The organism is Lysinibacillus sp. fkY74-1 (genome assembly GCF_053165895.1).
The window spans coordinates 941,119-953,621 of the sequence record NZ_CP170173.1 but is presented as its reverse complement, the minus strand read 5'-3'; the positions used below and the strand labels follow the sequence as shown (position 1 = coordinate 953,621).

Genomic DNA, 12,503 nt, shown 5'->3' with positions numbered 1-12,503 from the left:
TTTCAAGAATCTGCAAAAACCACATGAAAAAAGCAAGCCCCCTAAAGGAGACTTGCTTATAAGCTACATAGAATGCAGATTCTTATTATTCACTGATTCCACTTATGCGTAATATTTTTCTACTACTTCTGCACAGCGAGCACATACTGTAGGATGTGCCGCATTCGCACCAACTGTTTCTGAAATAGACCAGCAACGTTCGCACTTCTCACCTGTAGCCTTCTCAACAACAATGGATACATGTTCAAGTACCAAAGCATCTGCTGGTACTTCTTCGATTGTAGCTACCTCAAAAGCAGAAACGATAGATAGTTGTGCAAAGTCAATGTTCGCATCGTTCAATAATGCCACAACATCTTCTTTTGCATATACTGTTACTTTTGCTTCAAGAGATTTACCAATCGTTTTAGCATTACGAGCCTCTTCTAATGCTTTTAAAATATCATCACGTACATCAATGATTTTTTCCCATTTTGCACGAAGATTTTCAAAATTCGCTTGTACATCTTCCTCTGGGAAATCCGTTAATTGAACAGAAGCTTCCTCTACAGTACCTTGAGCATGTAAGTATGACCACATTTCATCTGTAGTATGAGGGATAATTGGTGTCATAATTTTAACTAAAGTCATCAACGTATCATAAATAACTGTTTGCATAGCACGTCGATCTTTATTGTCAGAACCTTCAATGTAAACAACATCTTTTGCAATATCTAAATAGAATGAAGATAGTTCCACTGCTACAAAATTATTCACAACATGATATACAGCAGCGAAATCATAACGATCATATGCAGTACGAACAGTTTTTAAAACATCCTGTAAACGCATATATACATATTGATCCATTTCACGAAGCTCTGCATAGGCTACACGGTCTTTTGTTGGATCGAAATCAGCAATATTGCCATGTAGGAAACGGAAAGTGTTACGAATTTTACGATATACTTCTGATACTTGCTTCAACATATCCATAGAAATTCGCACGTCAGCAGTATAGTCTACAGAAGCAACCCATAGACGAAGAATATCTGCTCCATATTGATCCATTACTTTTTGCGGAATGATGACATTCCCTAAGGATTTACTCATTTTACGACCTTCGCCATCAAGAACGAAACCATGTGTTAAAAGTCCTTTATATGGTGCAAAACCGTTAATAGCTACTGATGTAATAAGAGAAGAGTTAAACCATCCACGGTGTTGGTCTGAGCCTTCTAAATATAAATCAGCAGGGTACTTCATGCCACGTTCTACAAGTACACCTTGGTGTGAAGAACCTGAGTCGAACCATACGTCCATAATATCATTTTCTTTTGTAAATTCACCGTTCGGACTACCTGGATGTGTAAAGCCTTCCGGTAACAATTCTTTTGCTGTTTTTTTGAACCAAATATTTGAGCCATGCTCACGGAATAGTGCTGAAATATGGCTAATTGTTTCAGGTGTAATAATTGGCTCCCCATTTTCAGCGTAGAAAATTGGAATTGGTACACCCCAAGCACGTTGACGAGAAATTACCCAATCTCCTCGGTCACGAATCATATTGTAAAGACGTGTTTCTCCCCAAGCTGGTGTAAATGCAGTTGCTTTAACAGCCTCTAAGAGCTCCCCGCGGAACGCTTCAACAGACGCAAACCATTGCGGTGTGGCACGATAAATAACTGGTTTTTTTGTACGCCAATCATGTGGGTATGAGTGTGAAATAAACCCAAGACTTTCTAATGCATCTACTTCTTTTAGCTTTTCTGTTACTAGTTTATTGGCATCATTATAAAAGACGCCCTCAAACCCAGGTGCTTCATCCGTATAGCAGCCACTATTATCAAGCGGGCTCAGAATGTCTAAACCATATTGCTTACTAATATGATAATCGTCTTCCCCGTGTCCAGGAGCTGTGTGAACACAGCCAGTACCTGCGTCAGCAGTAACATGCTCGCCTACCATTACAAGTGAATCACGATCATAGAAAGGATGTTGAGCGACAATACGATCTAATACTTCACCCTTCACTTCTTGAATAACCTCATACGCTTCCCATTCAAGTGCAGTTGCCACAGTTTCTAATAAATCTTTTGCAATGATGAATTTTTTATTAGCTACTGCAACGACAACATACATAAACTCAGGATTTAAAGAAATCCCTAAGTTTGCTGGTAATGTCCAAGGAGTTGTTGTCCAAATAACAAATTTAGCATCTGCTGGTACAACACCTTTTGCATCTTTAATAGCAAAGCTTACATAAATAGAAGGCGATTTAATATCTTTATATTCAATTTCTGCTTCAGCAAGAGCAGATTCAGAAGACGGAGACCAATATACTGGTTTTAAGCCTTTATAGATATACCCTTTTTCCGCCATCTTTCCGAATACTTCAATTTGGCGAGCTTCAAACTCAGGTTTCAATGTAATATAAGGGTTTTCCCAATTACCACGGATACCTAAACGACGGAATTGATTTCGTTGATTGTCAATTTGCTCATATGCATATTCTTCACAAAGTTGACGGAAAGCTGCTACTGACATTTCTTTACGTTTAACACCTTTATTTGTCAATGCTTGTTCAATAGGTAGACCATGCGTATCCCAACCAGGAATATAATTAACATGGTAGCCAGTCATTGAACGATGACGGGTAATCATATCCTTTAATACTTTATTCAATGCATGCCCAATATGAATATCACCATTTGCATACGGAGGGCCATCATGAAGTACATATTCAGGACGTCCTTCTGTACGCTCCATCTGCAATTTATTAATATCCATTTCATTCCATTTTTCTTGCATTTTCGGCTCATTTGCTGGTAAATTTCCACGCATTGGGAAATCCGTTTTTGGCATTAATAACGTATCTTTGTATTCAACCATAAAAAATCCTCCTTTAATTTACATAAAGCATATCGACACTATTCTCTTACGACAGTTATAGGCTTACTTATCTGAAACGATTCGCGGACAAATAAAAAAAGCCCTCATCCCACTAAGGGACGAGAAGCTTCTACTCGCGGTACCACCCTACTTGTAGCACAATCCATTAGGCTGCACTACCTCTTTCAAGCACATTAACGTCGTGCACCACGAAATAACTTACTTTTTTCAGTTATTTAGCTCGGAAGTGATATTCATTGTTAGTTGCTTGTTTGGGCTTCCACTATCCCCAAATCGCTTCACCACGCCTAACAAATACTGTCTTCGTCTCTGCTTCTATGCATATGTCTGTACAAAATAATTACTATTACAAAGTATATGAAATTCAAACAATCGCGTCAAGTTTCATTTAAATTTGATCATCTTAATGAAAAGTAAAGCTACATATCTTCTGATTCTTGCGCTTCATCTACAGATGCTTGAATCTCTGTTAAATCGATATCATACTGAAGTAAATGATCCCAATCATCCGCATTTAATAAATCGAGCTGAGCTTCGACTAGCATCTTGAAACGATTACGGAAAACTTTTGACTGTTTTTTAAGCTCATCAATTTCAATCGTTACCTTACGCGCTTTCGTTAAAGCATCATTAACGATTCGATCAGCATTTTTCTCTGCCTCTTTGACAATAAGCTTTGCCTCTTTTTGAGAATTTCTTCGCACTTCATCTGCTGCTTCTTGCGCAACAACAATAGACTTCTGTAAGGTCTCTTCTAAAGTGCTAAAATGCCTCGCTTGTTCTAAGGCCATTTCTAGTTGCTTATCAACCTCTTTTTTTTCACGCAACAAAATTTCATAATCTTTAATGATTTGATCTAAAAATTCATTTACTTCATCTTCAGCATAGCCTCTGAAAGCTTTTGTAAACTCCTTATTATGTATATCAATAGGTGATAATGGCATACAATCCTTCTCTCCTTTTCGTGTACATTCGTATTTCCTATTATACAATTCTTCCGACAACTTAGCAGTATAAATTAATGAAATTTACTTTTCTTTTAGCTTTTTTGGGCCAATCGACCGACTTGTAGACGGATTTTATCTTTTTTTGTACGGCCTTCTGTCATAATTATTTTCATACGACCGCTTCCTCTTATCGATAGAATATCCCCTTCTTGTAATTCAAAAGCAACGGCATCACGCTCTGTCCAATTTACACGCACTTTTTTACCTGTAATTAAAGCTTGTGCCTTTTGACGAGACACTTTCAAAACTGTTGCAATAATAGCGTCTAGTCGCATGGAGGTAACTATGTAAGATTCCTCTAACCATTCCTCTTCATTGATAAGGAGAGGCTCCTGTTCTTTAAGAGATTCAACATGTACCTTTACTTTACCAATGCCAGTTAAATGTAGACGCACATATTCAGCCACTTCCTGTGCAACGACAAATTGAATCTGATGGTCATTAACGCGAATATCACCGAACTTACTACGATTTAACCCTAATGATAATAAGGCTCCTAAAACATCTGGATGGCGTAATTGTACAAATTTAACGGGATACTGAAGTGTAAAAGCTGTCAGTTGAAAGTCCTTCTCTGTAGGCTCATAGTAGGCTGGATAAATGAGCATACGTTGTCTCTCTGCTTCATTAAATAGCCCTGCACATAATGTATTCATTGAGTCATCCTGTCCAATAATAGATGTCACTATAAAGCGCTGTCTTGGATCAAGAAAATCAGTCAGCTTAGGTGCATAGCGATCCTCTACCTCCCGCTGCCAGCTTATTACCTGTTCAATAAAAGGTTGCTCATCTTTCCGAAAATGCTGAATCAAGTGCTCCATCTTGTTGTCTCCTCTTTCATCGTCCCTATTTGCTTCAATAATTAGATAAACATAGTATTCCCAATCATTGGTACTTTGACATCATTGCATCAAATTTTTTCTAGTTCACTCGAAATGGACCCTTTAAAATTTGTGACATCTGCTTAAAGCTTTAGGGCAACATTTCTTTGTTACGTTTTTTCTATACTCCATATAAATAAAAAACCCCCACTAAAACGTGAGGATTTTATATCTATACGAACATAAGAAATATTTTCTGAATGACTATAACAAGTCCTCTTTCAATAAAATTCAGCATAAAGATCGCCACAATTGGTGAAATATCAATCATACCAAGCGGAGGGATAAACTTTCGGAATATCCCCAAATAAGGCTCACACACTTTTTCAAGCATTCGTCCAATTGCTGAATTTTGAGCGGCAGGCACCCAAGACATTAAGATATATGCAATTAGCATAAACGAATAAATCCTAAATGCTAAAGATACATAACCAAGTATTATAAAAAAAGTCATATAAACTACAATCCTCGCTATTAATTATCGTCTAAAATAAAGTTTGTAATTTCACCAGTTACTTCTACATTATCTGGAGTGCAAAGGAAAATATCTTTCCCGATACGTTGAATATCCCCTGCAAGGGCATAGACTGTGCCACTTAAAAAATCAATAATGCGTTTACCTTGCTCTCGTTCAATACGTTGTAAATTGACGATAGCTGCACGTTTATTTTTTAAATGTTCCGCGATATCTTGTGCTTCTGCATAGACTCTAGGCTCTATTAAGACAACTTTTGCTCCCTTGGAACTCATCGCAGCTTGCAAGCTAACAATATTATTAGGAGTAGCTGTACTTTGCGGCACAATTTCATGGATCGATGCCTTACGTTCTTTAATTGTTTTTTTAGGCTTTACTGAATGAATCGGTTGCTGTTGTTGTACGGGTTGTTGCTGCTGAATAGGAGCTTGCGTGATTTCTTCTTCTAGTTCTTCTTCAAGGTAAAAGAAGTTTTTAATTTTATTTTTCATGCTCATCCTGTTCCCCTCTTTCATTTCCAACAAGAGCCGTTCCGACTCGAACAAAAGTAGCCCCTTCCTCTACCGCAATTTCAAAGTCATTAGACATGCCCATTGATAACTCGGTACAAGGTGCGTGTGCGAATCCTTGCTCGGCTATTTGCTGTTGACATTGTTTTAATTGCTTAAATACAGAACGAATAAGTGCTTCGTCTTCTGTGTTTGGTGCCATGGTCATTAAACCGACAACTTGGACTTTTGTAAAGCTTCTCAATGATTCTACAAAAGGTAATACTTCTTCCATGCTTAAACCATGTTTTGATTCTTCCCCAGAAACGTTTACTTGGATAAAACATTTAACGGGCTTTACTGCTCTTTTTTCAATTTCTTCTGCCAAACTCAAACGATCTAATGAATGTAAAAAATCAATGCTGTTAATCACTTGTTTTACTTTACGTGTTTGTAGGGACCCTATATAATGCCAATTGACATCAGCTTGAATCGCAGATATTTTACGATTTAAGCCTTCCGGTCGGTTTTCTCCTAAATGAGTCAATCCAGCTTCGATAGCTTCTTGCGTTCTTTCTACAGAAACCTCTTTCGTCACAGCTATTATTTGGACATTATTGGCTTCGCGATTGACTCTTGTTTCTGCTGCTGCTATTAAATCATTTAATTTGTTTAAATTTGCTAAGATTTTTGTCACTGTTTTTCCCAACTTTACAACATTAGTTTCTCTTATTGTAACAAGCAATGCTTGATTTATCAATGAATAGCCTGACCTATGTCAGCTATTTAGGAAAGTGCCTTGACTAGAATGACATCCTTGCCAACAACAAGCACATCTTTCATATACACTTTTCTTACAGATTCTTCTCCTTTAAAAAAACCAAGATATTTTCGGGGCTCAGCAATTAAAAATGCTGTTACATAGCCCGTTTCTTTCGATACTTCAGCATCTACCACAAATCCTATAAATCGTCCATTTCCTGCTTCAATTACTTCCTTTTGCTGTAACATTGAGAACCGCAATAAATAACCTCCTCTATCCAGTACTCTTTCACCTAAATTATTTTTCTCTATCACCAAACTTTGCTGTCTCTTTATATTTATGTATCAACTGTTCATTGAATGAAGATAAAATGCGCACCGAATAATTCGATGCGCATTTTTTATTTGTAATCTTTTTGCATTGTTTCAATTGCATTCTTTTCAAGACGTGAAATTTGTGCTTGTGAAATCCCTAATTCCTTAGCGATTTCAGTTTGTGTCTCTCCATAATAAAATCGTTTTGCCACGATCATTTGCTGACGTTCATCTAGTTTCTGCAAGCTTTCCTTTACCGACACGTAGGCAACCCATTGATCTTCTGATACATCATCATCACGTAATTGGTCCATCATATAAACAGCGTCCCCACCATCTGAATAAATGGGCTCTTGTAATGACATTGGGTCTTGAATAGCATCTAAAGCAAATAAAACATCTTCTTTTTTCATGTCAATCATGTCAGCAATTTCTTCAATCGTTGGTTCGCGCAAATTTTCGGTTATCCACTGTTCTTTTGCCTGCATTGCCTTATAGGCAATATCCCTTAAAGAACGAGATACTCGTAATGCATGATGATCACGCAGATGGCGACGAATTTCACCAATGATCATTGGGACAGCATATGTTGAAAATCTTACATTATGCTTTAAATCAAAATGATCAATGGCTTTCATGAGGCCAATACAGCCTACTTGAAATAAATCATCTGCCTGTTCACCTCTATAGGCAAATCTACCAACAATACTTAGCACTAACCTTAAATTGCACATGACAAGCTCTTCTCTGATTTCAGTTTCACCGGCTTGTAAACGAATGAAGAGCTCCTTCATTTCTTCGTGCTTTAAAATTGGCAAAGTCGATGTATCTAAGCCGCAAAGATCTACTTTTGTTCGCATATTCGATTCCTCCGGATGTTATTCTCTGACTAAACCGTGACATCAGTTTGTCCGAGAGAAACAAGAATATGCACAAAAGCTATGACCAATTTTAGGTAGGATAATTTTCCCTTTCTAAGAAATTGGCTGATTTAAATTTTCACGTAAATCTTGAATAATTTTCTTTTCTAAACGGGAAATATATGATTGTGATATCCCTAAATGATCTGCTACTTCTTTTTGCGTCATTTCTATTTTTCCATTGAGACCAAAACGGCATTCCATAATATATCGTTCACGTGCACCTAATAAATTTATGGCATGGAACATATGCTGCCGTTCAATCTTTTTCTCCACATTATCAAGAATAATGTGCTCTTCCGTACCTAAAATATCTGACAGTAATAATTCATTTCCATCTGCATCAGAGTTTAAAGGTTCGTCTAATGATACTTCACCCTTCATACGACTTGTTTTTCGTAAATGCATTAAAATTTCATTTTCAATGCATCGAGATGCGTATGTTGCAAGCTTAATATTTTTATCTGTATTGAACGTTTCAATTGCCTTTATTAATCCGATAGAACCAATGCTGATTAAATCTTCGATTGGCGTTCCCGTATTGTCAAAACGTCTAGCAATATAAACAACAAGACGTAAATTACGTTCAATTAGTGTGTCTCTAGCTCGTAAATCACCTTTCATAAAGGATGCAATGACTGTAACTTCTTCTTCTCGACTTAGTGGCACTGGCAATGAATCATTTCCCCCTATATAGTACGTTTCACGACTACGAAACTTACTCCAAAATTTTTTCAAGCTAGCAAGTAGCCTAAGAAGCAATAGTTCTCCCCCTCTATGAGTTATTTGAAAGCGCTGAAAAATGTAAAATTGCTGCTGTGCTATGTGGAAAATTTTTTGCTTTTTTTGTTAAAACGATATATTCATTCGATTTCACCTGTGAAGGCTCCCCCTTTATCAACCACTCATCAAAGCGAAAACCTAGAACAACGGTTTGTTGTTGTACGGTATTGATATGAATAAATCGAATATAACGCTGATAATCTTCTGAAAACATAGATACATTGTACGGATCTGTTTCTTGCCATTCTACTAATGATTTGCAAAAATCGGCAGGTAAATGTGGGCTTAGAGCTGTATAAGAGACGAAATGAACAGGTTTCCCTGAAAGCGGCTCGATTGCTTGGTTTCCTGTGTCCACAAAAGCTGAAAGTGGTATTATCGAACCAAAGATTTTTAAAGTTGTATCAAATACAAATTGTCCACTTAAACGTTCTAGTTTAACAAAACCCCATTGCTTATAAAATGCAACAAGATTTAAAACTGCTAGTACAAAACAAATCATTATAAAATGGTTGGCAGAAAGATTTTTTAAATAGGGTTGTAGTGCTGTTAGCAATCCGCCGATAACGATCGTTGCTGTTAAAACGATCGGTCCTTGCTTTTGGAAGCTTCGAATCTTAAAGCGAAAAGCTATACCTATGAGCAATATAAAACTAAGTACCGTTGACCACAGCATTTGACCGCCAATTACAGCTACTAAACTACTACAAAATGAACTCATTAATAATCTTGAATTCTTGACCAAAACCCCTGTTACTCTTGCGGTAAACGTGAGTATTGCTAGATTGAAAAGCGTATTAATGAGCACCAGCCATTCTCCATACATAACAGCCGCCTCCTACTTACAAAGTTAGCATGTTACTCCCACAAATATTGTCAAACAATCGCACCATTTCCTTAAAATGTTTTGACAAAATACATGGTTTCCTTACACAAATGAACATCTCGACAACAAAAATAAAAAGCTCGTATTTTACATATGTAAAATACGAGCTTTTTAGAAGTTGTTTTTTCAATTAACCGCGATTTTTGCGATTGCGTAAAAATGCTGGGACTTCAAGCATGTCATCCTGTGCATAATGTTGCTGATTTTGGCGTGGCTGCTCTTGTTGAACATGCACTTCTTGTCGTTGTTCACGAATCGGTGCTTGTTGTTGTGGAGCAGATTGCCTATTTATATTGAGCGATGGTTTTGTTGTATTACGTTGTTGCTGTAAAGCTTCCTCTGAGAAACCAGTTGCGATAACTGTAACAATGATTTCATCTTTAAGGTTTTCATTAATAACAGAACCGAAAATCATATTTACTTCTTCGTCAGATGCAGAAGCTACGATATCTGCCGCTTCTTGTACTTCAAATAAGCTAAGATTAGAGCCACCTGTAATATTCATAAGAACACCTTTAGCACCATCGATAGATGATTCTAGTAATGGACTTGAAATGGCTTTCTTTGCTGCTTCTGAAGCACGGTTTTCACCAGTAGCAATACCGATACCCATTAATGCTGAGCCTTTGTTTGACATAATTGTTTTCACGTCTGCAAAGTCTAAGTTAATAAGACCAGGGGTTGCAATTAAATCTGAAATACCTTGAACACCTTGACGAAGTACGTTATCTGCTTCTCTGAAAGCTTCTAACATTGGTGTTGATTTATCGACAATTTGTAATAGCTTGTCGTTCGGGATAACAATTAGCGTATCCACAGCTTCTTTCATACTACCAATGCCGCCGATAGCTTGTGTTTGACGTTTACGCCCTTCAAACGTAAATGGACGTGTCACAACACCTACTGTTAGTGCTCCTAATTCACGAGCAATTTGTGCAATTACTGGCGCTGCACCCGTACCGGTTCCTCCACCCATACCAGCAGTGACGAATACCATGTCTGCACCACGTAGAACCTCTTCTAATTGCTCGCGGCTCTCTTCAGCAGCCTTTTTCCCTACTTCTGGATTTGCACCTGCACCTAAACCACGCGTCAGTTTCGCTCCAATTTGAAGCCTAACTTCTGCCTTTGATAAATTTAATGCCTGTGAATCAGTGTTAACTGCGATAAAGTCAACACCCTGTACACCATGTTCTATCATTCGATTGACAGCGTTGTTACCGCCGCCACCAACACCTATGACCTTTATTACTGCAAGTTCATCTACATTTGTATCAAATTCTAACATCTCTTTTTCCTCCCACGGTAACTCGACTCTGTATCAATCATTACGCATTCTAGTTAATCAAAAAACTTATCAAATAATTTTTTTGCTTTCCCAATTACGCTTTCTTTTGGTTCTGAAGGTGCAGAATACTCTTGCTTTTTAGGCATAGCTGCTTGAGCTCCTACAGCTGCATATTCAACAGGTTGCGTATTCGTACTTTTACCGTAAAAATCATCTTCTAAATAGGCGTAACGAATAAGTCCAACCGCTGTTGCAAATGAAGGCTCTCTAACGCCAATATAATCGGGTGTATAAATTCTTACACGCGTTTGTAGAATTTGACGCGCTAACTGGGCGATACCTTCAAGTTTAGCAACACCACCCGTTATAACAACGCCACCTGGTAAATCTCTAACACCTAGACGTGCTAACTCGTCAATCACTAATTCTAGTAATTCTTCTAGGCGTGCGCCAATAATTTCTGATATATAGCGTTGACTATATTGATCAGTAGAATCTGTTCCTACAATTGGTACTTCAAAGATTTCATCGTCAGATGCATCATCATAAAAGGCATGTCCAAATTGGTGTTTGATATTTTCAGCTTGTTCTGTTGGTGTCTTTAAGACGATAGAAATATCTTTCGTTATATGATCACCACCAACTGGTATGACACCTGTATGCGTTAGCAATCCCTCTTCAAATACTGCGATTGTAGTAGATCCGCCTCCTATATCGATAAAGGCAGTTCCTTGGTTTTTTTCATCTTCAGTTAATGCAAAGTAGCCTGATGCTAATGGTTGCAAATATATTTCTCGTATACTTAAACCGGCACGCTCAACACAACGAAGTACATTGTGTAAAAGCGTTTTGGATGTCGTTATCATGGTTGCATCCATTTCTAGACGAATGCCAATCATACCACGAGGATCTTTAATTTCATCAAGGTTGTCCACAATAAACTGTCTTGGAATGATGTTAACTAATTCACGTTCAGGAGGTATTGACATGACTTGTGCAGATTCTACCACTCTGTCTAAATCATCATCTGTAATTTCTCTGTTTTCACTATTTACAGCGACAACACCTTTAACTAGCTGTAACATCGTTTGGTTAGCAGGAACGCCTAGAACGACTTCGTGAATTTGATAACCTGTCATTCGTTCGGCTTGTTCTACTGCTTTTCGAATAGATTGAACTGTTGCATCTATATCAACAATTGCTCCTTTTCGAACCCCATTCGATTTTACATTTCCGACGCCAATTACATGTAATTGTCCGTCACTCATTTCACCTATTAATACCTTGATAGAGGAGGATCCAATATCAAGTGAAATGTATAAATCTTGCTGATTCAATTCGCTGCACCTCCTTGAAAAATGCTCTTATTTTCATTCTATTGTAAATTTGGCATAATGTCTAAGCAAATCGAGTATTTTGGTCAATTTTTCTCTTAATCTATGGAAGTTTTTTCTTTCTTGTGACGTTTCTCATCCAACCGTGTTAGTAATATACGCCTAATTATTGCTATATTTTGGAACAAACGTACCCCAAAAGCGAAAATAGCTGCTAAATACAAATCTATCCCTAAATTCACACCTATAAAAGCTAACCCTGCTGCGAGAACTATATTAAAAAAGAATCCTGATACAAAAACTTTATCGTCGTACACTTGCTGTAATTGAGCACGGATACCACCAAATAATGTATCTAAAGCTGCTAAAACAGCTATTGACAGATAATTTTCATACATAGAGGGGATTTGTATATTTGTTAACAAGCCAAGGGCAAGTCCAAATATCAAACCTAAAAATGGTAGCCACATAA

Annotated in this window: 13 protein-coding genes and 1 other annotated feature; all 13 genes read right to left on the bottom strand. The window is 37.4% G+C overall.

The annotated features are described in order from the left end of the window. Positions 1-102: 102 nt before the first annotated feature. The 13 genes from ileS to ACE1MS_RS04350 all read right to left on the bottom strand — a co-directional run bounded on the left by ileS (position 103) and on the right by ACE1MS_RS04350 (position 12,501). The gene (ileS, locus tag ACE1MS_RS04410) at positions 103-2,871 is read right to left on the bottom strand and encodes an isoleucine--tRNA ligase (protein ID WP_012293174.1); all 2,769 of its coding nucleotides are present in this window, start codon (positions 2,869-2,871) and stop codon (positions 103-105) included. Positions 2,872-2,983: 112 nt separating this feature from the next. Beyond that, positions 2,984-3,211 (bottom strand) — a binding site (T-box leader). A gap of 100 nt (positions 3,212-3,311) precedes the next feature. Continuing rightward, complete coding sequence (locus ACE1MS_RS04405; protein WP_012293173.1) at positions 3,312-3,836, bottom strand: DivIVA domain-containing protein; 525 nt, start codon at positions 3,834-3,836, stop codon at positions 3,312-3,314. Positions 3,837-3,931: 95 nt separating this feature from the next. Then, positions 3,932-4,720, bottom strand: a complete 789-nt coding sequence (locus ACE1MS_RS04400; RefSeq protein ID WP_447402721.1) for a YlmH family RNA-binding protein — start codon at positions 4,718-4,720, stop codon at positions 3,932-3,934. Between the two features lie 232 nt (positions 4,721-4,952). Beyond that, positions 4,953-5,234, bottom strand: a complete 282-nt coding sequence (locus ACE1MS_RS04395) for a YggT family protein (protein WP_025113856.1) — start codon at positions 5,232-5,234, stop codon at positions 4,953-4,955. 20 nt (positions 5,235-5,254) lie between these two features. Continuing rightward, positions 5,255-5,752, bottom strand: a complete 498-nt coding sequence (locus tag ACE1MS_RS04390; RefSeq protein WP_031418927.1) for a cell division protein SepF — start codon at positions 5,750-5,752, stop codon at positions 5,255-5,257. After that, positions 5,736-6,440, bottom strand: coding sequence for a YggS family pyridoxal phosphate-dependent enzyme (locus ACE1MS_RS04385; RefSeq protein WP_031418926.1), 705 nt, complete (start codon positions 6,438-6,440; stop codon positions 5,736-5,738). The genes ACE1MS_RS04390 and ACE1MS_RS04385 overlap by 17 nt, the downstream gene beginning before the upstream one ends. An 89-nt stretch (positions 6,441-6,529) precedes the next feature. Beyond that, a complete protein-coding gene (locus tag ACE1MS_RS04380) occupies positions 6,530-6,766 on the bottom strand; it encodes a PRC-barrel domain-containing protein (RefSeq protein ID WP_031418925.1) in 237 nt (78 codons plus the stop codon). A 140-nt stretch (positions 6,767-6,906) separates the two neighbouring features. Beyond that, a complete protein-coding gene (gene sigG / locus ACE1MS_RS04375; RefSeq protein WP_012293168.1) occupies positions 6,907-7,680 on the bottom strand; it encodes an RNA polymerase sporulation sigma factor SigG in 774 nt (257 codons plus the stop codon). Between the two features lie 114 nt (positions 7,681-7,794). Then, the gene (sigE, locus tag ACE1MS_RS04370; RefSeq protein WP_099805037.1) at positions 7,795-8,502 is read right to left on the bottom strand and encodes an RNA polymerase sporulation sigma factor SigE; all 708 of its coding nucleotides are present in this window, start codon (positions 8,500-8,502) and stop codon (positions 7,795-7,797) included. Positions 8,503-8,515: 13 nt separating this feature from the next. Further along, positions 8,516-9,349, bottom strand: coding sequence for a sigma-E processing peptidase SpoIIGA (locus tag ACE1MS_RS04365; RefSeq protein WP_031418923.1), 834 nt, complete (start codon positions 9,347-9,349; stop codon positions 8,516-8,518). 190 nt (positions 9,350-9,539) lie between these two features. Beyond that, on the bottom strand, positions 9,540-10,697 hold the full coding sequence (ftsZ, locus tag ACE1MS_RS04360) for a cell division protein FtsZ (protein WP_031418922.1): 1,158 nt from the start codon (positions 10,695-10,697) through the stop codon (positions 9,540-9,542). Positions 10,698-10,750: 53 nt separating this feature from the next. Further along, positions 10,751-12,034, bottom strand: a complete 1,284-nt coding sequence (gene ftsA, locus ACE1MS_RS04355) for a cell division protein FtsA (protein WP_012293163.1) — start codon at positions 12,032-12,034, stop codon at positions 10,751-10,753. Between the two features lie 95 nt (positions 12,035-12,129). Next, on the bottom strand, positions 12,130-12,501 hold the full coding sequence (locus ACE1MS_RS04350) for a small basic family protein (protein WP_008173872.1): 372 nt from the start codon (positions 12,499-12,501) through the stop codon (positions 12,130-12,132). Between the last annotated feature and the right edge of the window lie 2 nt (positions 12,502-12,503).